Annotated in this window: 22 protein-coding genes; 13 read left to right on the top strand and 9 right to left on the bottom strand. The window is 69.9% G+C overall.

What is annotated here, in order from left to right:
• Nucleotides 1-9: 9 nt before the first annotated feature.
• Nucleotides 10-1,419: an MFS transporter gene (locus tag ACQ86M_RS18555; RefSeq protein WP_431246518.1), complete on the bottom strand. Its 1,410-nt coding sequence runs from the start codon at nucleotides 1,417-1,419 to the stop codon at nucleotides 10-12.
• Between the two features lie 231 nt (nucleotides 1,420-1,650).
• Here ACQ86M_RS18555 and ACQ86M_RS18550 point away from each other — a divergent pair, with 231 nt between their 5' ends.
• Nucleotides 1,651-2,871 carry a molybdopterin molybdotransferase MoeA gene (locus tag ACQ86M_RS18550; protein WP_431246517.1) on the top strand — a complete coding sequence of 407 codons (1,221 nt, stop codon included), beginning with the start codon at nucleotides 1,651-1,653 and terminating at the stop codon, nucleotides 2,869-2,871.
• Complete coding sequence (gene mobA / locus ACQ86M_RS18545; protein WP_431246516.1) at nucleotides 2,868-3,488, top strand: molybdenum cofactor guanylyltransferase; 621 nt, start codon at nucleotides 2,868-2,870, stop codon at nucleotides 3,486-3,488. Before ACQ86M_RS18550 ends, mobA begins: the two co-directional genes overlap by 4 nt.
• On the opposite strand, the gene ACQ86M_RS18540 is transcribed toward mobA, so the two are convergent.
• Entirely contained in the window at nucleotides 3,485-4,549 is a 1,065-nt protein-coding gene (locus tag ACQ86M_RS18540; protein ID WP_431246515.1) for a LacI family DNA-binding transcriptional regulator, read from the bottom strand. The genes mobA and ACQ86M_RS18540 overlap by 4 nt on opposite strands.
• A gap of 113 nt (nucleotides 4,550-4,662) precedes the next feature.
• Here ACQ86M_RS18540 and ACQ86M_RS18535 point away from each other — a divergent pair, with 113 nt between their 5' ends.
• The 5 genes from ACQ86M_RS18535 (at nucleotide 4,663) to ACQ86M_RS18515 (ending at nucleotide 8,897) form a co-directional block, all read left to right on the top strand.
• Complete coding sequence (locus tag ACQ86M_RS18535) at nucleotides 4,663-5,772, top strand: substrate-binding domain-containing protein (protein ID WP_431246514.1); 1,110 nt, start codon at nucleotides 4,663-4,665, stop codon at nucleotides 5,770-5,772.
• A gap of 68 nt (nucleotides 5,773-5,840) precedes the next feature.
• Nucleotides 5,841-6,887: an ABC transporter permease gene (locus ACQ86M_RS18530; RefSeq protein WP_431219968.1), complete on the top strand. Its 1,047-nt coding sequence runs from the start codon at nucleotides 5,841-5,843 to the stop codon at nucleotides 6,885-6,887.
• Entirely contained in the window at nucleotides 6,884-7,660 is a 777-nt protein-coding gene (locus ACQ86M_RS18525) for an ATP-binding cassette domain-containing protein (RefSeq protein ID WP_431219967.1), read from the top strand. Before ACQ86M_RS18530 ends, ACQ86M_RS18525 begins: the two co-directional genes overlap by 4 nt.
• On the top strand, nucleotides 7,657-7,956 hold the full coding sequence (locus ACQ86M_RS18520; protein ID WP_431219966.1) for a putative quinol monooxygenase: 300 nt from the start codon (nucleotides 7,657-7,659) through the stop codon (nucleotides 7,954-7,956). The genes ACQ86M_RS18525 and ACQ86M_RS18520 overlap by 4 nt, the downstream gene beginning before the upstream one ends.
• Nucleotides 7,953-8,897, top strand: a complete 945-nt coding sequence (locus ACQ86M_RS18515; protein ID WP_431246513.1) for a carbohydrate kinase family protein — start codon at nucleotides 7,953-7,955, stop codon at nucleotides 8,895-8,897. The genes ACQ86M_RS18520 and ACQ86M_RS18515 overlap by 4 nt, the downstream gene beginning before the upstream one ends.
• On the opposite strand, the gene ACQ86M_RS18510 is transcribed toward ACQ86M_RS18515, so the two are convergent.
• From ACQ86M_RS18510 to ACQ86M_RS18495, 4 genes are all read right to left on the bottom strand, one after another.
• Nucleotides 8,894-10,546, bottom strand: a complete 1,653-nt coding sequence (locus ACQ86M_RS18510) for an amidohydrolase (RefSeq protein WP_431246512.1) — start codon at nucleotides 10,544-10,546, stop codon at nucleotides 8,894-8,896. The genes ACQ86M_RS18515 and ACQ86M_RS18510 overlap by 4 nt on opposite strands.
• Complete coding sequence (locus ACQ86M_RS18505; protein WP_431246511.1) at nucleotides 10,539-12,020, bottom strand: APC family permease; 1,482 nt, start codon at nucleotides 12,018-12,020, stop codon at nucleotides 10,539-10,541. The genes ACQ86M_RS18510 and ACQ86M_RS18505 overlap by 8 nt, the downstream gene beginning before the upstream one ends.
• 114 nt (nucleotides 12,021-12,134) lie before the next feature.
• A complete protein-coding gene (locus ACQ86M_RS18500; protein ID WP_431246510.1) occupies nucleotides 12,135-13,136 on the bottom strand; it encodes a LacI family DNA-binding transcriptional regulator in 1,002 nt (333 codons plus the stop codon).
• Between the two features lie 4 nt (nucleotides 13,137-13,140).
• Nucleotides 13,141-14,043, bottom strand: a complete 903-nt coding sequence (locus ACQ86M_RS18495) for an alpha/beta hydrolase family esterase (RefSeq protein WP_431246509.1) — start codon at nucleotides 14,041-14,043, stop codon at nucleotides 13,141-13,143.
• A gap of 85 nt (nucleotides 14,044-14,128) precedes the next feature.
• Between ACQ86M_RS18495 and ACQ86M_RS18490 the strand changes: the two genes are divergently transcribed.
• Nucleotides 14,129-14,470, top strand: a complete 342-nt coding sequence (locus ACQ86M_RS18490) for a MerR family transcriptional regulator (RefSeq protein ID WP_431246508.1) — start codon at nucleotides 14,129-14,131, stop codon at nucleotides 14,468-14,470.
• 34 nt (nucleotides 14,471-14,504) lie between these two features.
• Here ACQ86M_RS18490 and ACQ86M_RS18485 read toward each other — a convergent pair whose 3' ends face one another.
• Both ACQ86M_RS18485 and ACQ86M_RS18480 read right to left on the bottom strand, forming a co-directional pair.
• Nucleotides 14,505-15,077, bottom strand: a complete 573-nt coding sequence (locus ACQ86M_RS18485) for a hypothetical protein (protein WP_431246507.1) — start codon at nucleotides 15,075-15,077, stop codon at nucleotides 14,505-14,507.
• A 93-nt stretch (nucleotides 15,078-15,170) separates the two neighbouring features.
• Nucleotides 15,171-15,596, bottom strand: a complete 426-nt coding sequence (locus tag ACQ86M_RS18480; RefSeq protein WP_431246506.1) for a hypothetical protein — start codon at nucleotides 15,594-15,596, stop codon at nucleotides 15,171-15,173.
• Between the two features lie 252 nt (nucleotides 15,597-15,848).
• Here ACQ86M_RS18480 and ACQ86M_RS18475 point away from each other — a divergent pair, with 252 nt between their 5' ends.
• Nucleotides 15,849-16,667, top strand: a complete 819-nt coding sequence (locus tag ACQ86M_RS18475; protein ID WP_431246505.1) for a helix-turn-helix transcriptional regulator — start codon at nucleotides 15,849-15,851, stop codon at nucleotides 16,665-16,667.
• Between the two features lie 43 nt (nucleotides 16,668-16,710).
• On the opposite strand, the gene ACQ86M_RS18470 is transcribed toward ACQ86M_RS18475, so the two are convergent.
• Entirely contained in the window at nucleotides 16,711-17,463 is a 753-nt protein-coding gene (locus tag ACQ86M_RS18470; protein ID WP_431246504.1) for an SDR family NAD(P)-dependent oxidoreductase, read from the bottom strand.
• Between the two features lie 432 nt (nucleotides 17,464-17,895).
• Between ACQ86M_RS18470 and ACQ86M_RS18465 the strand changes: the two genes are divergently transcribed.
• From ACQ86M_RS18465 to ACQ86M_RS18450, 4 genes are all read left to right on the top strand, one after another.
• On the top strand, nucleotides 17,896-18,270 hold the full coding sequence (locus ACQ86M_RS18465; RefSeq protein WP_431246503.1) for a hypothetical protein: 375 nt from the start codon (nucleotides 17,896-17,898) through the stop codon (nucleotides 18,268-18,270).
• Nucleotides 18,271-18,613: 343 nt separating this feature from the next.
• Nucleotides 18,614-19,663, top strand: coding sequence for a LacI family DNA-binding transcriptional regulator (locus ACQ86M_RS18460; RefSeq protein ID WP_431246502.1), 1,050 nt, complete (start codon nucleotides 18,614-18,616; stop codon nucleotides 19,661-19,663).
• 25 nt (nucleotides 19,664-19,688) lie between these two features.
• Entirely contained in the window at nucleotides 19,689-21,011 is a 1,323-nt protein-coding gene (locus ACQ86M_RS18455; protein ID WP_431246501.1) for an ADP-ribosylglycohydrolase family protein, read from the top strand.
• A complete protein-coding gene (locus ACQ86M_RS18450) occupies nucleotides 21,011-23,398 on the top strand; it encodes an extracellular solute-binding protein (protein ID WP_431246500.1) in 2,388 nt (795 codons plus the stop codon). Before ACQ86M_RS18455 ends, ACQ86M_RS18450 begins: the two co-directional genes overlap by 1 nt.
• Nucleotides 23,399-23,446 lie beyond the last annotated feature (48 nt).

The following is a 23,446-nucleotide window of genomic DNA, read 5'->3' as shown; positions in this document are numbered from 1 at the left end:
GGCGCCGCCTCAGATCCGGACGCCGCGGCGACGGCCGCGCACGGCGACGCCCACGGTGACTGCCAGCAGCACGGCGTAGGCGGCGACGAACCAGAGCAGGCCGGCCTCGTAGCCGCCGGTCGACGTCTTGGAGAGCCCGAGCACCTGCGGGATGACGAAACCGCCGTACGCGCCGAAGGCCGACACGATGCCGAGCGCCGCCGCTGCCGTGCGCTGAGCCGAGACGTCCCCCGCGGAGCTGTGGCCGTCGGCGGCGCCGGAGCGGAGGGCGAACAGCGTGGGGATCATGCGGTAGGTCGCCCCGTTGCCGGCACCGCTGGCCACGAACAGGACCAGGAAGAAGGCGAGGAAGAGCCAGAAGTTGTCCAGCGGCAGCGTCAGCACCACGGCGAGCGCGCCGACCGCCATCACCACGAAGGCCGCGATCGTGATGACGCTCCCGCCGAACCGGTCGGCGAGCCGGCCGCCGAACGGACGAGCCAGCGAGCCGACGAGGGCGCCCAGGAAGGCGAGGGACAGCGTGGCGCCTCCCACCGGGAACGCGCTGAACCCGGGGAACTGGTCGGCGATCAGCTTCGGGAAGACGCTCGAGAACCCGATGAACGAACCGAAGGTGCCGATGTAGAGCAGAGCCATCAGCCACAGCTCGGGGAAGCGGAGGGCCGCCAGCGACGCCTTCAGGTCGGCGCGCGCGTTGCTCAGGTTGTCCATGCGCAGCCACGCTCCGGCGATCGCCACGACGATCAGCGGCACCCAGATCAGCCCGGCGAGCGGGAGCTGCAGGGTCGCCCCGGCGCCGATGGTGATCACGATCGGCACAGCGAACTGCGCCACGGCCGCGCCGAGGTTGCCGCCGGCCGCATTGAGCCCGAGGGCCCACCCCTTCTTACGCTGGGGGTAGAAGAACGTGATGTTCGCCATCGAGCTCGCGAAGTTGCCGCCGCCCAGTCCGGCGAGCGCGGCGATCGCCAGCATGACACCGAAGGGCGTGCCGGGGTTCGCGACGCACACGGCCAGCCCGATCGAGGGGATCAGGAGCAGCGCGGCCGAGATCATCGTCCAGTTGCGCCCGCCGAACCGCGGCACCATGAACGTGTACGGGAAGCGCAGCGTCGCGCCGACCAGGCTCGGCATCGAGATGAGCGAGAAGGTCTGGGCGGTGTCGAACGAGAACCCGGCGGCGGGCAGCGAGACGACCACGATCGACCAGAGCTGCCAGACCACGAAGCCGAGGAATTCGGCGAAGATCGACCAGCGGAGGTTCCGCTTCGCGATCGCCGCGCCGCCCGCCTCCCACTGCCCGGCATCCTCGGCGTCCCACCCGTCGATCCAGCGCCCCGGTCGATAGGCCAGCGCGGATGTGGGTGGTGCCGCGGTCTCCGCTTCGGTCTGGGCGGGTGCGGGGACGGTACTGGTCATCGGTGGTCCTCCTGCCGTGGGGCCCTCGGGGGTGAGGGGTGGCTCCACGCTAGGAAGGGCGTGTTTCAGCCGGACGCGCGCGACGTGAAAGCGGCGTAACGAACAGCTCTCGTGCTCCTCCGGCGCCTGTGAGGTCGAGGAAACGAGCCGTGATCCCGCGGCAACCAGAGCGTCATCCCCCGCCCGTAGCCTCGTCTCCATCCCCCGCCGGATCATGGATGGAGGTGCTCGATGCACCCGGAACAGCACACCGTCGAGAGCTACCGGGAGGCCGTGCTGAGCCTGGCGTCGGCGCTCCCCGCCGAGACCGTCGGCCTCGCCGATGCCCTCCGCCGCACCACCGCCGAACCCGTCCGCGCGCGGCATGCCCTCCCCCGTTTCGACAACGCCGCCATGGACGGTTACGCCGTGTGCGCCGCAGACGTCGCCGGGGCCGCTCCCGACCGGCCGGCGACGCTCGTTCGACTCTCAGCCGCCCGGGCCGGAGCGGCGCGGCCGGCGCCACTGCGCAGGGGCGAAGCGCGCCCGGTCATGACCGGCGCTCCCCTGCCGCCCGGCGCCGAGCTGGTGGTCCCGGTCGAGTGCACGACGACCGGCAGCTTCTGCGACGACGAGACCGTCGCGCTATGGCCCACGGCCAAGACCAACGTCCGCCGCCGGGGCGAGGACCTGGCCGAGGGTGCGACGGTCGTGGGCCGCGGCATGGTGCTCGGGCCGCGGGATCTCGCCCTGCTCGCTGCCACCGGCCGCACGTCCGTGGTGGTGCACCGGCGGCCGCGCATCGCCGTCATCGCCACCGGCGACGAACTCTCGGCACGGGCCGGAGCTGGCTGCGGCGTCCCGGACTCCAACTCGGTGTACCTCTGCGCCGCGGTGGCCACGCTCGGAGGCACCATCGCATCCACCCAAGTGGTGCCCGACGACGAGGACGCGCTGAGCGAGGCGCTCGACGCGGCCGCGCGGGAGGCCGACCTCATCCTGTCGACGGGTGGTGTCGGCCCGGGCACCCACGACCTCGCCGGGCAGCTCACGGCCGCTGCTCCGGGCGGGATGCTGGCCCGGGTCGCCATGCGGCCCGGACGTCCGCAGGGGCATGCCCGCTGGGGCGGCACGCCCTGGCTCGCCCTGCCCGGCAACCCGACCGCCGTCCTCGTCTCGTTCGAGGCGTTCGTGCGCCCGGTCCTCCTCCGTCTCGCAGGGTGCGCGCCCGACAGCGTCACGGGGGCCGAGACGGTCTCCGTCGGCTGGTCCGGCAGTCCCGGAGTCGTGCGGTTCGTCCCCCTGGCCGTCGCCGACGGCGCGGACACGGTCTCCGTCACGCCCCTCGGCCCGCCCGGCCACGCCGCGCACTCCCTCTCGGCCATGTTCCGCGCTCCGCTCATCGCGATCGTCGGCGCCGAGACGGGCGATGTGCGGCCCGGCCAGCTCGTCCCCGTCATCGAGCCCGCGTGACCGTCGCAGCGATCATCCTGGCCGGCGGCCGCGGGCGGCGGATGGGAACCCCCAAGCACGCGGTATCGCTGTCCGGCCAGACCCTGCTCGACCGGGCGCTCGACGCCGTCGCCCCGCTTCCCACCATCGTGGTCGGGCCGCCGTCGCTCGCCCCGGCCGTCTCTCTGCGTCCCTTCGCCTCCCTCACGCGCGAACGGCCGGCGTTCGCAGGCCCGGCCGCCGCTATCGCCGCCGCTCTCGCCGACGTGGACCGGCGAAGCGTGGATGCGGACGCCGCCCTGATCCTCTCCTGCGACCTCGCGTTCCCCGCCGAGGCGGTCGCGCTGCTGCTCGACGCCGCCGGCGGCCGTGCGGATGGCTGGGTGCTCCAGGACGCCGGCCACCGGATGCAGTGGCTGTGCGGCCTCTACCGGCTCGACTCGATCAGACGCGCGGTCGCCGGCCTGCCCACCAGCGCGTCTCTGGAATCCGCACCGGTCGCGGGCCTGTTCGCCGGTCTGACGCTGACGCCGGTTCCCGACCCGGACGGTGCGAGCTTCGACATCGACACACCGGCCGACCTCGTCGCCGCGGAGGCTCTGACCGACAGGGCCGTCGCTCCCCCGCACGCCGTCTAGCGACCGGTGCCCGGTTCGATCTCGCCGGAGCCGCGCACCACGAGATCGACGCCCAGCACCAGATCGGCGCTCGGCAGCGCCGATCCGTTCGAGCGCATCTCGAGCTGCGCGAACATGCGCTCGGCGGCGGTGGCGCCGATCTCGGCCGCCCGCTGGGCGATGACGGTGACGCCGGGGTCGAGCAGATCGCCCAGCTCGATGTCGTCGAACCCCACCAGCGCGACCTGGCGTTGCCAGGCGAGTTTCCGCAACGCGCGGACGGCTCCGATGGTGATCAGGTTCTGGCTGCTGAAGATCGCGGTCGGCGGGCGCGGCGAGCTGAGGATCTCGAGGACGGCACGTTCGGCGACGGCCGAGGTGCCGACGTCGTCGACGATCGAGTACTCGTCCTCGCCGATGCCGAATTCGTCCATGGCGCTGAGGAAGCCGGCCTTGCGCTGGGCGGCCGTCCAGATGCGCGGTTTGTCGAAGAGCCCGGCGATGCGGCGATGCCCGCGGCTCAGCAGGTGCCGTGTCCCCATCGCGGCGCCTCCGAAGTTGTCCGAGCGCACGACGTCCGCGACGTAGTCCGCCGGCTCACGGTCGATGAACACGACGGGCACCTTCTCGGGAACCAGGTCGGCCAGGTAGGCCTGGCTTCCCGTCGAGCAGGTCAGGATGAGGCCGTCGACCTTCCGGCGGAGGAAGTTCTCGACCGCGGCGACCTCGCGGACGGGGTCCTCGTCGAGGCTCGACGCCAGGACGGCGACGCCGTGCTGGGCGGCCACATCCTCGATGGCCCGGTGGATGGTGGCCGCGAAGGGGTTGTCGACGCTACCGAGCAGAAGGCCGATCGACTTCGTGCGGGCGTGGGTGCGACGGAGGTTGCTCGCCAGACTGTCCGGCTCCCAGTGCAGCCGGGCGATCGCTGTCCGGACCCGTTCCGCCGTGGCCGGCGCCACATTCGGCTCGTCGTTGATCACCCGCGAGACGGTCTTGATCCCCACTCCCGCTTCACGCGCGACATCGCGGATCGTCACACGGCGGGTGTCCGTCGCGGAACCGTCCGATAACGATGTCATTACGGCTACTCCTGAGATCTTCGGGGTCTAGCGAAATTCGCCGACGTGTGTCAGTATCCCTCATGACACCGTTGTCAGGGCTCACGGCCCTCCGACAGAAAGGGGCCGAACAGATGCCCACCCGATTCCCGCGTCGACCGCGCAAGGTCGTCTTCGCATCGCTGGCGATGGCAGCAGCCGTCGCCGCCACCATGACCGCGTGCTCCTCCGGAAGCGCCGGCGGCTCCACGGCCGGACCGAACGATGAGGTCGGCGTCTCGCTCATCGTGAAGACCACCAGCAACCCCTACTTCGTGGCGATGGAGACGGCCGCCAAGGCCGACGCCAAGAAGAACAACGTGAAGCTCACCCTCGCCGCAGGCAAGAAGGACGGCGACACCGACACCCAGATCCAGGCCATCGAGAACGCGATCTCCCGCGGCGACAAGGGCATCCTGATCACTCCGGCCGGCCCTGCCGTCAACAACGAGATCGCGAAGGCCCGGCACGCGGGCCTCTACGTCATCGCGCTCGACACCGTGCCGACCCCGCCCGACACCGTCGACATCACGTACGCCACCGACAACTACGCCGCCGGCCAGTCCATCGGCAAGTGGATGGCCGGAACCCTCGCCGGAAAGAAGGCCGTCATCGCGATGATCGACCTGTTCTCCGACCAGGTCGTCTCGGTCGACGTCGATCGCGACCACGGCTTCCTGAACGGGATGGGCATCGACGTCGGCGACAAGAAGAAGAACGGCGGCGAGAAGTCCTCCGGCACGTATACCGGCGGCACGGGCGGCCAGTACGAGATCGTCGGGCACCAGCCCTCCCAGGGCGCGGAGGACGGCGGCCGCACCGCCATGGAGACGCTGCTGTCGAAGAACCCCGACATCAATGTCGTCTACACGATCAACGAGCCCGCGGCCTACGGCGCCTACCAGGCCCTGAAGGCGGCCGGCAAGCAGGACAAGGTCACCATCGTCAGCATCGACGGCGGCTGCACCGGCGTCGGCTACGTCAAGGACGGCATCCTGGGCGCGACCGCGCAGCAGTACCCCTCGAAGATGGCGTCGCTCGGAATGGAGGCGATCGCGAAGATCGCCCGCGGCGGCGAGAAGCCCAAGACCTCCGACGGCCTCGACTTCTTCAACACGGGCTCGGCCCTGATCACGAACAAGCCGGTCTCCGGACTGGAGAGCGTGGACGCGACCAAGGGCTCGACCACCTGCTGGGCCAACTAGCCCGCTGAGAGGGGCGCCCGGCCGCGGGCGCCCCTCTCGAAGCACCGCAATCTACCTCTGGAGCACCCATGTCGAACACCAAGGCGACGTCGTCGCCCCCCACGTCATCGCTGAACCTCGCCAGCGAGTTCATCAACCGCCAGACGCCGATGGTGCGCATCCGCGGCGTCCTGCACCGCTACCCCGCCATCAGCCCGGCGATCGTGCTGGTGCTGTCCATCATCGTCTTCGGCGCGATCAACCCCCGGTTCCTGGCACCGACCAACCTGTCGCTGATCACGCAGCAGGTCGCGGTGATCGGCACGCTGGGCGTCGCCGAGACCCTCGTCATCCTCACGGCCGGCATCGACCTCTCCGTCGGGGCGGCGATGGTCCTGAGCTCGATCGTCATGGGCAACGCGGCGGTGAGCTTCGGCGTGCCCGGCGTCGTGGCGCTGCTCCTCGGTCTCGTCACCGGCCTTGCCACCGGGCTCATCAACGGCCTCCTCGTCACTCGACTCAACCTGCCACCGTTCATCGTCACCCTCGGAACGCTGAGCATCTTCACCGCCCTCACGCTCCTGATCTCCAGCGGTGCGACCGTTCAGGGCAACACCATGCCGGACATCCTCACCTGGACCGGGCTGACGCTCAAGATCTTCGGCGTCGACATCACCTTCGGCGTGCTGCTGATGGTCCTGCTCTACCTCGTCATGTCGTTCGTGCTCGGGCGCACGTCGTGGGGACGCCACGTCTACGCGGTCGGCGACGACAAGGAGGCGGCTCGCCTGACCGGTATCCGCGTCAGCCGCGTCCTGCTGAGCGTCTACATCGTCGCCGGCGCCGTCGTCGCGCTGACGGCCTGGATCCAGATCGGCCGCGACTTCGGGTCGAGCCCGAACGCCGCCGTCGACGCCAACCTCAACGCGATCACCGCCGTGGTGATCGGCGGCACCAGCCTGTTCGGCGGCCGCGGCAACATCTGGGGAACCCTGCTCGGTGCGCTCATCGTCGGCGTGTTCCGGAACGGCCTCGCCCTCGCCGGCCTCGACGTCCTCTACCAGACCCTCGCCGTCGGCATCCTCGTCATCGTCGCGGTCTCCATCGACCAGTGGATCCGAAAGGTCCGAAAGTGAACACCATCACCGAAACCCGCACCCCGGTCCTGGCCGCTCGGCGGCTCGTGAAGACCTACGGCCACGTCGTCGGACTCGACGGCGTCAGCCTCGAGCTCTACGCCGGAGAGGTCCTCGCGATCATCGGCGACAACGGAGCCGGCAAGACCACGCTGATCAAGTGCCTCACCGGAGCCGAGATCCCCGACGAGGGCGAGATCCGCCTCGACGGCGAGCTCGTCCACTTCCGCCGGCCGCAGGACGCGCGCGAAGCCGGGATCGAGACCGTCTACCAGTCGCTCGCGGTCTCGCCGGCCCTGGACGTCGCCGCGAACATGTACCTCGGCCGCGAACTCCGCCGCCCGGGATTCCTGGGCTCCGTGCTGCGAATGGTCGACACCAAGACCATGCGTCAGCGAGCGAAGGCGGAGCTGACCGAGCTCGGGATCTCGACGCTGCAGGATGTCGCCGTCCCGATCGAGAACCTCTCCGGCGGTCAGCGCCAGGCCGTCGCCGTGGCCCGCGCCGCCGCGTTCGGCTCGAAGGTCGTCGTCCTGGACGAGCCCACCGCCGCGCTCGGCGTCCGCGAGTCCAACCAGGTCCTCGACCTGATCAAGCGCCTGCGCGACAAGGGAGTGCCGGTCATCCTGATCAGCCACAACATGCCGCACGTCTTCGAGGTCGCCGACCGCATCCACATCCAGCGTCTCGGCAAGCGCGCCGCAACGATCACGCCGCAGTCGCACTCGATGACGGAGGCCGTGGCCATCATGACCGGAGCCCAGAAGGAATGAGCGACCGCCGATTCCTCTACGCCGAGATCGATGCGCTGCCCGGCTCGGAGAACGAGGTCGGCCGTCTTCTGGCCGGCTACGCGCTCCAGGTCCGCGCGGAGCCGGGCAACCGGCGGTTCGAGGCGTTCAATCCCGGCGGCGATCCGGCGAAGTTCTTCGTCTACGAGGAGTACGAGTCCGACGGCGCGTTCGAGTCCCACAAGGCGGCCGACTACTGCGCTCGGTTCAACGACGACCTCGCCCCGCTGGTCGTGGGCGGCGAGTCCCGGCTGACCGTGCTGGAACCGCTCTCGTGAGCCCGGCGCCTGCATCCCGCGCCCTGGTCATCGGCGAGTCGCTGGTGGATGTCGTCAAGCGGCCCGGTTCCGCTCCCACCGCCCACGCCGGCGGAAGCCCGCTCAACGTGGCTTTCGGTCTGGCCCGCCTGGGAGTCCCGGTCACGTTCGCCACCGAGTACGGCGCGGATGCGTACGGGTCGCTGCTCGCGGCACACCTCGGCGACGCCGGCGTGACCACGATCAACCTCTCCCACGGGGAGGCGACGTCGGTGGCCACGGCACGCATCGACGCGCAGGGGACGGCCCGGTACGAATTCTCGCTGACGTGGGACTTCGACGCACCCGCGTTGCCGGCCGCCGAGCTGGTTCACACCGGCTCGATCGGGGCCCTGCGAGAACCCGGCGCGACCGCCGTGCGCCGGCTGATCGAGGAGCTGCACGACGACACCGTCGTCAGCTTCGACCCCAACGTGCGGCCGGCCCTGATCGGAGAACCCGCCCAGGCGCGAGAGCTCGTCGACTGGTACTCCCGGCACGCGCACCTGGTCAAGCTCAGCGATGAGGATGCCGGCTGGTTGTTCCCCGGCTGGGAGCCGCGGGCAGTGCTCGACTGGGTGCTCGAACGCGGCGCCGCCGTCGCCGTGATGACGCTCGGCGCGGACGGGAGCATCCTCCGCAGCCGCACGTCCGAGGCGGAGATCGAGGCGGTCCCCACGCGCGTGGTGGACACGATCGGAGCGGGCGACGCCTACATGGCCGGACTCGTGGCCGGAGCGGTCCACGCAGACCTGCTCGCTCGGCTCCGGCGAGGGGATGTCTCCGAGGATTCGCTCCGGGCCCTCGGCGGGATGGCGGCGAGCGTCGCGGCGCTCACAGTCGCTCGAGCGGGAGCCGTGCCTCCCACCCTCGACGAGGTCCGGGCTCTGGGCACGACCGCTGGGCTGCAGGCCGGGTCCTAGCGCGTCGCGGACACCCCTCCCCCGACGAAGGACGGCTCACCGCCCACGACAGTGAGCAGCACCGCCGACTCGGCGAAGGCGTCCGGGTCGGCGGTCAGCGGGTTGAGCTGCCACACCGTGAGATCCGCGGGGAGCCCGGACTCGATCCGGCCGCCGGGCTCGCCGACGCTCCGCCAGTACTCGCTGGTGTAGCCCTCCAGCGCGGCGCTCGCGCTCAGCGACTGGTCCGGACGCACCGGCTCGACGTCTTCGCGGCCCGCGGGCCGCCGCAGCTGGACGGCCGCGACGACCCCGCGCGGGTCGTACGGAGCGATCGGCCAGTCGGATCCGAGCGTGAGGATGGCTCCGCGGTCGCGCAGGTCGCGCGTCCGCCATGCCCGGTCGGCGCGCTCGTCGCCGAGCCGCTGCGACCAGTTGTCGGTGTGGTCGGCGCGCGTGTAGAGCGTGCAGTGGGTGGGCTGCATGCTGGCCGCCGCACCCGACGCGATGATCTCGTCGAGCACCTCGTCGGGCAGCGTCTCGATGTGCTCGATGCGGTGCTGCACGTCGCTCGCCGGCAGCGCCGACAGCGTTTCCGCCACGAAGGCGATGCCCTTGTCGCCGATCGCATGGGTCGTCGTCGGGACGCCGTGCTCGTGGAAGAAGCGCACCGCCTCGCGGTACTCGGCTGGGTCCAGCCAGATCGACTGCGTCGACTCGCCCTTGGTGTCCGGCTCGAAGAGCCACGCCGTGCCGTTGTCGACGGTGCCGTCGATCATCAGCTTGACGCCGCGCACGTACCAGCGGCGGCCGGCGCGCTCCTGGTGGCGAAGGTGCCGCTCGAGGTCGCCGCGGGTGAAGCCCGGGAACACCGACGGTGAGATGCGCAGCCGGATCGGGAGGTCCTGCCGGCGCTCCAGCTCGGCGAGCAGGTCGAACGAGTCCGCCGCCATCAGGTCGAGCATCTGGCCCGCGACGATGCCCGTCGACGCCATCCCGGCGAGCAGGCCGGCGAGGTGCTGCACGCGGTCGTCGAAGGTCAGCTCCGGGATGTGGCGGAGCACCAGCTCCTGCGCCGCGAACTCGAACAGCATCCCGTTCGGCCGGCCCGCAGCGTCGAGCCCGAGCACCGACGCGTCCGGGAAGGTCTCGTCCCCGCGCACACCGGCCGCCTCGATCGCGGCAACCGACGCGAGCGCCGAGTGGCCGTCGAACAGGGTGATGAAGAGCTTGCGACCGCCGTCCACCCCGGCGAGGAGGTCGTTGCCGAACTCGCCACCCTCGAAGACCGCCGGGTCCAGCCCCCACGCCAGCACCCACTCCTCGTCGGCCGGACGCCCGGCGACGTAGCCGTCGATCACGGCGCGGACGGCCTCGCGGTCCGTGATGCCGGAGAGGTCCAGCCCCCGGGTGATCTGGAGGCCCATGATCGGGTGGATGTGCGCATCCACGAAGCCGGCGGACACCGTGGCGTCGCCCAGGTCGATGACGCGCTCCGCCCGCTCGTGCAGCCCCGCCTCACGGGCGTTCTCCTCGGGCAGCACCTGGGTGATGATCCCGTCGCGCACGGCGACGGCCATGCGCTGCGGAGACCTGCCCGAGGCGGATGCGATGACCTCGGGGGTGAGCACCGTGTCGGCGACCAGGAGCAGGTCGACGGTGTCAGTCATGGATTCCCTCCCGGGCTGATGCGGCCTCGGCGCCGCCGATCCGGGCGAAGACGTCGGGTCTCGTGCGCTCCCACACGCTCGCCAGCACGACGCCGACGAGGAAGACGACCGGGACGGCGGCGAGGACGATCCCGTCGACCACCGGGCCGCCCGAGGTGAGCAGGTCGAGGTTGGCGCACAGCAGGTCCAGCACGACGGTCATGGCCACGAGCGCGACGATCGCGGAGGGCATGACGTACCACCGGCGCGCGACCTCACGGTGCCGCGCGAAGTAGACGATCACGGCGGCGCAGGTCAGCGCCTGGAGGACGATGATCCCGATCACTCCGGGGCTGTTGACCCAGAGGAGCAGCTGCAGGTACGGGTCGCCGTTCACGACGGCGAAGAAGATCACGACCACCAGGGCGAGCAGCGTCTGGACGGCGCCGGCGGCCGCCGGCGATCCCGAGCGGTTCGTGCGGTGCAGGCTGCGCGGGAGGGCGCCGTCGCGGGCGAGGGCGAAGGTGTAGCGGTTGATCGCGTTGTGGAACGCCAGCTGCGAGGCGTACACGCTGCTGAGGATAAGGACGTACATCGTGAGCTCGGCCCACGGTCCGAGGTACCGGCCGGCCTGCTGGAAGACGAGGCCGGCGATGTCCTTCCCCGCAGCCTCCTGCGCGTGACTCTCGCCGACCGCGATCACGATCGCCCAGATGACGAAGCCGTAGAACACCGCCATGAACGCGACGGAGATGTAGGTGGCGCGCGGGATCGTCCGGTGCGGCTGCCGGGCCTCCTCCCGGTACAGCGCCGTCGACTCGAAGCCCATGAACGCCGCGAAGCCGAACCCGAGGATCCCGAACATCCCCGGCGCCAGGAAGTTGCCCGGCGAGAAGGTGCCGAAGGTGATGCCCTCGGCGCCGCCGCGCAGGAGGACGGCCACCGCGAAGACCAGGAGGATCAGTCCCTCGAGGCTCAGCAGCACGCCGAGCACCTTCGCGCCGACGTCCACCCCGCGGTAGGCGACGGCGAACACGGCGAGGATGCCGACGATCGCGATCGTCCACCAGGGCACGTCGATGCCGAACTCGGTCTTCAGAAGGTCGTGCCCTTGCGCGCCCATCAGCCCGTAGAGCCCGATCTGGAGGGCGTTGTACGAGAAGAGCGCGACGAACGACGAGCCGAGCCCGACCCGCTTGCCGAGCGCCTCCGTGATGTACGTGTAGAACCCACCGAGCGCCCGGACGTGCCGCGTCATCGCCATGAACGCGATGGCGAAGACACCGAGCACCAGCCCGGCGAAGGTGTACACCAGGGGCGCGCCGACGCCGCCCACCAGGATCGCGAGCGGGGCGACCCCCGCGACGATGGTGAGCGGGGCGGCGGCCGAGATCACCATGAAGACGATGCCGCCGGTGCCCAGGGCGTTCCGGCGCAGCGATTGCGTCGGCGGTGCCGCCGCCGACTGCGGCTCTGTGTCTGTCGTGAGTTCCATTGTGGCCCGGCTCCTTTGCTCGCGTCACGAAGGCGAATCGATTTCGTGAAGACTAATCGATTCACCAACGCGAAAACAAGATGCAGAACCGATTAAGCAATACGAAATCGGTTGTCAGGCTATTCCGGCAGTGGACTCCCGAACGACCAGGTCGATCGGGACCTGCACGCGCGCGCCGGCGGGCCCTCCGTCCAATGCGCCGAGAAGCGCCTCCATGCACCGGACCCCCATCTCCCGGGGATGCAGGTCGAGAGAGGTGACGGTCGGCTGCATCACGCTGAGCGCGTCGGAGTCGACGTAGCTGGCGACCAGGACGTCGCGACCGGGCGCGAGACCGGCCGCGCGGATCGCCTCCACCGCCACGATCGCCACGCCTTCCGGTGCGGAGATCACCGCGTCGGGCCGGTCCGGAGCCGCCAGCAGCTGGTCCAGTTCGCGGCGGACCGCCTCCATCGGGGCGTCGAACCAGCTGAGAGCCCGAGCCTCGGGGATGCCCCGCTCGGCGCACCACGCCGTGTGGCCGCGCGCCATGTCGCGTCCCCAGGCCATCGACGGATCGGGGAGCATCACCGCCGGGCGACGGCTCCCCCGCTCCCAGACATGGTCGAGCAGCCGCCGCATCGCCGAGTCGTGGTCGCCGTAAACGACAGCGAACGGCTCCGGCGCACCGGCCGGAGGATCCTCCCCGGTGACGACCGGTTTCGGTCCGGCGAGGAGTCGCTCTGTCAGCGGGTCGCCATCCACCGGGTCGATGATGAGGAACCCGTCGAGCTGATCGGTGATCGCGGGCTGCGCGAACGCCGGGGGCAGGAGCGTGACCAGCAGGCCCGCCTCCTTGGCGCGTTCGACGGCTCCGAAGGCGACGTCCATGTAGTAGCGGAAGCTCAGCGTCAGATCCGGGACGCTGAGGCCGACGGTCCCGGACCGCGCCGTGCGGAGGCCGCGCGCGATCAGGTTGACCGAGTACTCGAGGTCGGCGGCGACCCCGCGCACGCGCTCACGCGTCTCGTCCGACATGCGGCCCTTGCCACTGAGCGCCTGCGACGCCGTGGCCCGGGAGACGCCGGCGCGGTCCGCCACATCCTGCAGCGTCACCGCGCGCCCGCCCGATCCCATCCCGTCAGTCTAGGAGGGCACGGGGATCCGAGGCCGCAGACCTGAGGTCGCTGAGCACCCCGTCGACGATCTCGTCGATGCTCCGGTCGGTACCCGTTCGCCCGAGCACCCTGGGCGCAGCGGTCGGCCCCGGCACCGTGTGGCCGCCGCCGAGAACCGTGTACAGGGTGACCGGGGCGCGACCGGCCTGCCGGTACGCAGTCTCCTGCATGCGCGCGCCACGGCGAGCACCCGTCCGCGCGGGCAGTGCCCTCACGGACGGTGCGGAAGTGATGCCATTGCGTCGCGCGAGGTACTCGGCCGTCTCGACCGCGGACAGCGCGACGCCGTCGACCTTGAACACCGTGCGCGCCCACCACGCCATGCGGCCGCCGTCGAACGGGACGATCCGGTCGGACGTGCCGGCCACGAGCGCGACAGGGACCGAGCGGTCCGCCTCCTCGGAGAACGTCCCGAGGAACCCTTCGCGGTCGGGCATCGTCGCCGCGACGACGACCGCCCCGGCGAGCAGGTCTCCCGGTTCGTGGAGCAGGCGGAGCACCATCTGTCCTCCGTTGGAGTAGCCCACGCCCACCACGGCGTCCCGGTCGATCCCGTGGCTCTCCGCCAGCGACTCGACGACCGCTCGGGCGAAAGCCACGTCGTCGATGCGCTCCGTCCGCGCTGGGAAGGAGCTTGCGGCCCGTGCGTCGTTCCAGTTGCCCCGGTAGCCGTCCAGGTAGGCCACGACGGCGCGGCCCTCCTCGGCGAGCCGATCCAGTGCGCCTCCGGTGAACCGTCGATGGATCCGGCCATCCTGCCGCGACCCGTGGAACACCAGCACGAGGGCCCGGCCTCCTGCGCCGTCCTGGTCGCCGACGACCGTGTACGAACGGGCCCGCCCCGCGGCCGAGATCGTTGCTTGCATGAGTGCTCCTCCGATGGGTCGAGCGTTCTCGCCCGAGCGTCATCGCGACGGTATAGCCTGACACCATGTCAAGGTCAATCGGCCGATGAAGATCGGCGAACTGAGTCGTCGCAGCGGCGTGAGCATGCGGTCGCTGCGGTACTACGAGCAGCACGGGCTGCTCACGGCTCGACGGGAGTCGAACGGGTATCGCGAATACGACGACTCCGCGGTGGAACGCGCCGAGACCATTCACATGCTCTTCGAGATGGACTTCCCGCGCGACGTGGTGCGCTCAGTTCTCGCCTGCACAGGCGACGCCGCGGGCGCCGCGTCGCACGACCGGCTCGCCGAGCAACTGGTCACGGTCCGGGCCAGGCTCGGCGAGCGGATCGAGCAACTCAGCGACACGTACCGTCAGGTGGACGCGTTCCTCAGCGACCGCTAGCGTTAGCCCGCCCGACGGCCCCGCCGTCTTACGTTCAGGCCGCCGTCGTGTCGCTCGTGTCCGTCATCTGCTCGAAGGCGGATTCGAGCGCGTCGTTCTCGGCGTCCTTCTCGTCGGTGACGTCCGTCTTGACGACCTTCTTCTCGGCGTTCGCGAGGAGTGCGCCGACATCCAGCCCCTTCGGGTCCACCGCGATGATCAGGAGGCCGGCCTGTCCTGACGACAGCGTCCCGCCCATCTCCTCGACAGTCTCCTTGGGGATGTTCCGGTAGAAGTGCCCGATGATCCCGCCCGCACCGGCGAGCACACCGGCGCCGGCGACCGCGCTCCCACCCGCGATGCCGGCGGCCAGGGTGGTGATCCCGAGCGGCGGGACGAGGACGACCAGCGAGGCGCCCACGATCGCGCCTCCCCACGCGAGGTGCTTGGCAGTCGAGTCGTGACGGTCCACCTTGAGTTCGCCGTCCTGATCCTTGGCGATGACGGCGATGGCGAGGTGATCGAGTTCGCCCTGATGCTTGGCGCCCCGGATGACCTCGTAGTCCTTCACCGCGTCGTCTCTCGAGGCGTAGGTGGCGACGGCGACCGTCGTGGATTTCGTTGACATGACTTTCTCCTCCCGCAAGCCCGACGCCGCAACGCTACGGCCCAGGTCGACCGTCCGAGCGGGCCGAAGGTCCCACGCCGTCGGGGACTGCCCTCACTTCGCGAGCGTCGCCGGAGTCCGCATCAGGGATGCGGCACCCACCGCGACATACAAGGCAGCGGCCGCGACGAATCCGGCGGACATGGCGAACGACAGCCAGTCGCTGCCGGTGAACATCGTGCCGAGTCCTGCCAGGAAGGTCAGGACGATCACCACGAGAGCCCACAGGGATGCGCGCTGCGCGACACCGGTGCGGCGTGCGGTCATCAGGACGCGCACGGCGACGATCAGCAGGCCGATCCCGACGAGTGCGTGCAGACCGAGGAGGATGCCGGCGACGACCTTCGCTGCGCCCTCGTTCTCCTCGGGGCTTCCGATGAGGTTCGCGCCCATCCCGAGCAGGAACTGGAGCGCCAGCGCGCTGAGCGCCTCCCGCGATCGGCGTGTGAGGCTGTCGGTGGAAACGAGCTGCGTGGACATGGGTGCCGCCTCTCCTCTGATCCGGTCAGGCACGAGTCTGGCGGCCCGGACGCGCCGAGTCATGACCCGGGTGACGTAATCCGGACTACTCCCGCGGGAGTACGCGCTCGCCGCGTCTCAGCTCTGGACGCAGAGCCCGCCGATGCATACCTCGCGACCCGGTGGAGCTGCCCCTCGTGCGGACGGTCCGCGCGTGCCGGCGTCGTTCTCGCTCCACCTGTCCGGCCCCGCTGGGCCGATTAGGATCATGCTGTGCCGTCGCCGCTCGGCGAGTTCCTCGCCCACAGCCGCTCCCGCGTGGATCCGTCCGCGCTCGGGATCACGACGGGCGGACGGCGGCGAGTCCCGGGGCTGCGGCGCGAAGAGGTGGCGGCGCGCGCCGACGTGAGCGTCGACTATTACACGCGCCTCGAGCAGGGGCGAGAGGTCTCGCCGTCACCCGCGGTCGCGGAGAGCATCGGCCGGGCGCTCGCACTCGACGAGCATGGGATCGCGCACCTGTACCGTCTCGCCGGGTTGACGCCCATGCGCGGGAAGTCGACGCCGTCGACGGTGGACCCGCGGTTGCACGCCCTGCTGATGGAGTGGCGCGAGCACCCCGCGCTGATCCTCGGCCACGCCTTCGACGTCCTCGACACGAACCCGCTCGGCGAGGCCCTCTTCCTGGGCTTCCCACAAAGCCGGAACATGCTGGAGTCGCTGTTCGTCGATCCCGTCGCCCGCAGCCTCTACGTCGACTGGGAGCAGATCGCCGACAGCACGATCGCGGGCTTCCGGCTGCTGGAGTCGGCTCAGCCGCGCGACCCGCGCATCGCGGAGCTCCGGGACGGCCTTCTTGCCGCGTCGCCCGAGTTCCGGTCGTATTGGAACGAGCACCGGGTGCAGGGTCGGCGGCTCGAGACCAAGCGGTTTCGGCATCCGCTCGTGGGCGATCTGACGCTGAACATCCACTCCTTCGACGTCCGGTCCACCCCGGGCCAGGAGCTGGTCGTGTACCGCGCAGAGCCGGGGACCGTCTCGGCCAGGCGACTGGGGCGCCTGCGGGCATCCCTCGACCGCCCGCACGGCTGAGCCGGAAGCGGCTCGCCGACGCCCCACCCGCCTGCGGCCTCGCCTACTGCGCAGTCCACCCGCCGTCCACCGCGAGCAGCGCGCCCGTGATGAACGACGCTGCCGGCGAGGCGAGGAACGCGACGGCCTCGGCGACCTCCTCCGGCGTTCCGATCCGGCCGATGGGATGCGCAGGGCCGAAAGAAGCGAGCATCTCGCGGCCGTTCTCGACCACGCCCTCCATGATGTCGGTGTCGATGACACCGGGGAGAACCGCGTTGCTGCGGATGCCGTGCTTGCCGCCCTCGATCGCGAGCACGCGGGTGATCTGAGCAATCGCCCCCTTGGAGGCCGCGTAGGCGGTCTGCGTCTCGAACGCGACGACGGACGAGACCGAGGCGATCGAGACGACCGACCCGCCGCCGGTCTGCTGCATCACGCGGAGCGCCTCCCGCGCGTGCAGGAAGTTGCCTCGCGCGTTCACCGCGAGGATGCCGTCGAACTCCTCGACGCTGGTCTCGGTGATCGGCTTGTTGAGAGTGCGGCCGGCGTTGTTGATCAGGATGTCGAGCCGGCCGAAGCGCTGCACGGCGAGTTCGATCGTCGCGCGGGCGTCCGGCTCGGACGACGCGTCGCCGACGTAGGTCGCGACATCCGGTGCGTCGAGGTCACGGACGGATTCCGCGATGTCGCTGACGACGAGCCTGGCCCCGCGGCTGCGGAGCAGGTCGGCGGTGGCGTGGCCGATTCCTCGGGCACCCCCGGTGACGACGGCCACCTTGTCGGTGAGGTCGTAGAGCGAAGAAATGTCGGGCATGGTGATGGGTCCTTCCGATCAATGGATCTTCATCCACGATGCGGGGGCAGCCCAGACGCGAGAAGGACGGGGTCTTCCGGGGTGCGGCACACCTCTTGTGAGAGACGGACGCGTGGACGAGAGTTCTCGACGATGACTGAGCCAGAGGCCGGCCCGAGGTCCGGGACGCCGCACTCGCCGGAGACGAGCCCGCCCGGACTATCTCGCCGCGCCTGGCTGGTGATCGCCGGCGTCACGGCGGTTGCGCTCTGCGCTCTGACCGTCGTCGGACTGGGCGCTTTGGCCGTCCCTCCTGGTCGCGCGGAAAGCGACCCCTCTGCGTCCTTCGGAGTCTTCTCGCCGCAGATCCCGCCCGCGCCCCCTCGGCCCACGCCGCTCGGCCTTCCTCCACGCGCGACCCCGACTCAGGTCGCCACGGGACCCTCGCACCCGGTGGATTCCCTGCAGCCAGGTGACTGTCTCGAGACGTACCCGTCGAAAGACGCTGACGGCTACCCGGTGGTCGACTGTTCCGCGCCGCATATCGCCCAACTCGTGTCGAAGGGCACATTGCCGCAACCGGCCGGCGCACCGTTCCCCGGGACGCGGGCACTGGACGCACAGGTCGGCGATCTCTGCGCGGCTCCGGGACTGAACTGGCATTGGGTGGCGATCTGGGGTGAAGACGTCATGACCGACCTGCGCTATCCCGACACCCCCGCGAAATGGGACACCGGGGCGCGCCACTACTACTGCATCGTCTACACGTTCTCGCGGCACGAACTCACCGGCAGCGCCATGCCTGATGGCAGCGGTAGCAGTCCCTAGCGACGGCGCGTCAGTTCACGTGCCGCTCTGACAGCGATGCCTGGTCGACATGGTTATTCGCGATTCTTCGCGAGCGGTCTTGCTGTTGATTACGACCCGGAGTACAGCATCACGCCAACCGCGAGTCGGTCCCAGCCGCCGTTCCAGGTGAGCCGCGAGGCACTTCCCATGCTGTCGCGTCGTGCTCGGTGTCGATGCTCCGGCGTCTTCGAGCAGGTCGTCAGCGTGACCCTGGTGGTTGACGTTGCGCGCGCCACCCGATACAGTCACCACATCGCAAACTAGTTTGCAAACAGTTTGCGCCGGATTAGAGGCAATTTTCCGAGGTTGATGAGGATCGGACATGACGAACGAGAGAACCGGTTTGGGTACCACGGCAGACAAGCCTGCTGCCGCGGGCAACGTCACCATCCAGGCGGTCGCAGCCGCCGCCGGCGTCAGTAAAACGACCGTGTCGCACGTGCTCTCCGGAAACCGGCCGGTCTCTCCCGAGACACGACGCCGGGTCGAGCGGGTCATGGAAGATCTCGGCTTCACCCCGAACTTCTTCGCGCAGGCCCTGAACCGCAACCGCAGCAACAGCATCGCGCTCATCGCCCAGGACATCACCAACCCGTTCTATCCCGCGCTCGCCCGAGGTCTCCAGGCGGCCGTGTCGAGTCAGGACCAGGTCGTGATGCTCTTCGACGCCGGCGCGGATGGCGGCAGCCTCACCCACGCCTTCGTCACCGACGCCATCCAGCGCCGAGCGGACGGCGTGGTAGTCGCCGTCAGCGACGTGGACGACGACATCGCCCGCTTGCGTGACGCCGGGATCCCGGTCGTCGCGGTGGGTTCCGGCGCGTCCTCGCTCCCGATCGACTGGGTGACCGCCGACGACGAACGCATCGCCGCCGATGCCGTGATGCACCTGCACCTCCTCGGGCATCGTCGCATCGCGACCATCGCCGGACCGTTGACCCACACGCCTGGAAAACCTCGGCACGTCGGCTACCTCCGCGCGATGCAGGATCTCGACCTGCCGGTCGACGCCGCGCTCATCCAGCACGGCGAGTGGACGCGAGAGAGCGGCTTCGACGCGATGCGCCGACTGATCGCGCTGCGCGCCCGGCCGAGTGCGGTCTTCTGCGCGAACGACCTCATGGCCATCGGCGCGCTCGACGCCGCCCATCAGGCCGGCCTCTCCGTTCCCGAGGGGATCGCCATCATCGGTGTCGATGACATCGACGCCGCCGGCCTGGTGCGGCCGGCGCTGACCACCGTCCGCATCCCGGCCGAGGAGATCGGCCGTGCTGCCGGGGAATTGCTTTTGCACCGCATCACGGAGGGGATGACCTCCACCCACCGGCATGTGCTCGTGCAGCACACGCTCATCTCCCGCGAATCCGCCTGACGACGACTCGAGAAAGAAGACACCAGTGCATTCTGCGCTCGATCCCCGCGACCTCGTTCCCGACGAGGCCGAGCAGCTCGCCCACTCCGGGTACCTGATCGGCGATCTCGAGACGCGCGCTCGCGCCGCGGCAGCCGCCTCCGACCTGGATGGGCTGGCACGCATCCGCGCCGACCTCGCGCGTGCGCCGCTTCGGGAGGACTGGCCCTTCGACGAGCCGAGCGACGACGCGACCCTCTCGCGACTGGGAGCCGATGTCACCGCCGCCCCCATCGATGAGGCGGAGCTTCCGCGACGCCTGCGCGGAGCGTGGCTCGGGCGCACGGTCGCCAACACCCTGGGCAAGCCCATCGAGGGTCTGACGCGCGCCGAAGTGGAGACGTATCTCCGCGCTGCGGGGCAGTGGCCGCAGACGGGCTACGTCGCCCTCCTCGACCCGCTGCCCTCCGGCGTCTCGCACCTGCACGAGTCGGCGCCCTTCGCCTCGGCCGGACTGTTCACCGACGTGCCCCGAGACGATGACATCGACTGGACGATCCTCGGGCTCCATCTGATGGAGACATACGGACAGGAGCTGCACACCGCCGACATCGAGAGCGAATGGCTGGACCGCATCCCGTTCACGCAGACGTTCACGGCCGAGCGCGCCGCCTACCGCAACCTCATCCACGGCATGCACTCTCCCGAGACCGCGATTGCCGACAACCCCTACCGGGAGTGGATCGGAGCGCTGATAAGGGCGGACATCTTCGGCTACGTCCACCCCGGCGACCCGGCCGCTGCCGCTCGGCTGGCGCTGGTCGATGCCCGGCTGACCCACGTGAAGAACGGCATCTACGGGGAGCAATGGGCGGCTGCGCTCGTGGCCGCAGCGTTCGCCACCGAGAGCGCCGAGGACGCGCTCGACGTCGCACGACGCTTCGTCCCCGACGCCTCCCGCCTCGCCGCCGCCCTGGACGGCATCCGGGCAATGCACCGCAGTGGTGCGACCGGCACCGATGCCCTCGACTGGATCGACCAGGAACTCGGGCACTACAACTGGGTGCACACCATCCACAACGCAGCGGCGATCGCAGCCGGGCTCCTCTGGGGAGACGACTTCACCTCCTCCGTCGCACTGACGATCGCAGCCGGCCGGGACACCGATTCGTCCGCCGCCACCACCGGCAGCGTGTACGGGGCCCTCCATGGCGATGACGCCGTCCCCGCCACCCTGGTGGGGACGACCCACCATCGGGTGCGGAGCAGCATCCGCGACTTCGACCGGATCACGATCGACGAACTCGCCGAGCGCACCCTGGCCGTGGCCCGTATCGCCGTGCCGACCGAGCCCGAGGCGGTGCTGTGATGGCGGCCCGCAAAGTGATCATCGACACCGACCCCGGCCTCGGCGAACCGGGCAGCGACATCGACGACGGCCTGGCGATCGCGCTGGCGCTGCGCACCCCCGAGCTGGATGTGCTGGGCCTCACGATCGTCAACGGGAACGTGACACTGGCCACCGGGGTCCACGTCGCCCGCAACCTGATCGAGCGTCTCGGCGTCCCCGATCTCCCCGTTCTTGCCGGAGCCGATGCGCCGCTGGTCCGCGACATGGCTCCGGTACGCGCGCTCTTCGACGCCGTGCCCGGGCACACGTCCACCTCCCCGGCCGGCGAGCTGCGCGGGCCCAGCTCCGACCTTCACGCCGTCGACTGGATGATCGAACAGGCAGAAGGCTTCCCGGGCGAGATCACCGTCATCGCGATCGGGCCGATGACCAACCTCGCCCTGGCCATCCAGAAGTCGGCGACGTTCGCGGCGAACGTGCGGGAGTTCATCCTCATGGCCGGTAGCGCGACGACCTACGCCCAGAACATCACGGTCGTCGGGGACTTCAACGCCTACGTCGATCCCGAGGCGCTGGATATCGTGGTCCGCAGCGGCGCGCGCATCAGGATGGTGGGCCTCGACCAGACCTCCAAGGTGCTCCTCACTCGGGAGGACGCCGACCGGATGCTCGCCTCCGCCGACCCCTTCTCGCAGTGGGCGGGCGAGTGCACCCACGCGTGGATCGACTACCTCGCCCGCGCCTTTCCCAAGCGGCCGGAGCACTCCTACGGCTGCTTCCTCCACGACCCCCTTGTCGTCGCCGCCCATCTCGAACCCACCGTCTGCGGATGGGACTCCGCGCACGTCCAGGTCGAACTGGTCAGCGAACTCGCCCGAGGACTCGTGGTCGCTGACCGCGGACTCTCCCTCACGATCCCGGAGGCGCCGAACGCGACGGTCGCCACCGAAACCGATGTCGACGCATTCCGCCGACTGTTCCTCTCGCGCATCACCCCTCCCCCTCGCCCGTCCCGGGCACCTGACACACAGCAGAAGGAGAAACCCGACATGCGACCTCACAATGGTGTGACCCGCTGGCTTGCCGCCGGCGTGGGCACAGCACTCGCCCTCACCGCGCTCACGGCATGCAGCGGCTCCGGCGGCTCCGGCGGCTCCGGGAGCATCAACGGCACCGCGCCCGCGAGCCTCACCGAGCCCACGCAGCCGATCACGGTCACCTACGCGGGCGCCGCTTACGACGCCAAGCAGATCCAGCCCGTCCTCGACGCGTTCCACAAGGAGCACCCGAAGATCACCGTCAAGTACGAAGCAGTCCCGTTCGACGACTTCAACAGTGTGCTCGCCGCGCGACTGACCTCGTCCAAGGACGCCATCGATGTGTTCGACGTCGACATGCCACGGACCTCCGCCTACGCGGCCCGCGGCTGGCTGGCCGACCTGACGAAGACCTTCCCCGATCTGAAGTCCACGGTCGACCCGGGCAGCCTGAAAGCCGCAACGGCGAACGGCAAGCTCGTCACGATGCCGTACCAGACCTCCACGAACATCATGTACTACAACAAGGCGCTGCTCTCGGCCGCCGGCATCACGGCACCGAGTGCGGCACCCGACACCCGGCAGACCTGGGACCAGGTCACGGACGATGCCAAGAAGGCGAAGGCGGCCGGCGCCCAGTACGGTCTCGTCTTCGATCAGATCGACCGCTACTACCAGCTCCAGCCGCTCGCTGAGAGCGCAGACGGAGGCCCAGGCGGGAAGGGAGCGGGCAACCTCACCCCGGATGTGACCAACGCCGGCTGGCAGAAGGCGTTCAACTGGTACGGCTCCCTGTTCGCAGAGGGGCTCTCACCGCGGGGAGTCGCGGTTGCCGATACCCCGAGCCTCTTCGCCGCCGGAAAGGTCGCCTACTACGTGGGAGGCCCGTGGTGGGGCACCCAGTTCGTCGGCGAGAAGGGACTCGACTTCGGCGTCGCCCCCTTCCCCGCCTTCGACAACAGCAAGGCGGCGACACCCACGGGCGGGTGGTCGCTCGGCCTCAACCCCAAGGCGTCCACTGACAAGGCGAACGCGGCAGCGCTGTTCATGAAGTTCATGGGGATCGACAAGGGCGGCTACGCGCAGTACCTCTCGGCCCTTGCCGTGCCCCCGTCGAACTTGGACGGCGCGGCCAAGTTCTACGAGTCCGGCACCTTCAAAGACCCCCGATTCGCCGGGGTCGTCGACCTGATGAAGTCCGAACTGGCCCACACCGCCACGCTTCGCCTGCAGACCGTCGGATACGTCGAGTTCGAGGACATCATGACCAAGACCTTCGACGACATCATCAACGGCACCGACGCTGAGACGGCCCTCGCCTCGGCGTCGAGCCAGCTCGACGACGCCTGGGCCAAGTACCGCAAGTAGAACACCAGCCGGTGCCGGGGAACCGCCCCGGCACCGGCGATCAGGAGA

The organism is Leifsonia xyli subsp. cynodontis (assembly GCF_050632205.1).
Taxonomy (GTDB): Bacteria; Actinomycetota; Actinomycetes; order Actinomycetales; family Microbacteriaceae; genus Leifsonia; species Leifsonia xyli_D.
Note: the sequence above shows the minus strand (reverse complement) of the source record. Positions and strands in the feature narration are given on the sequence as shown.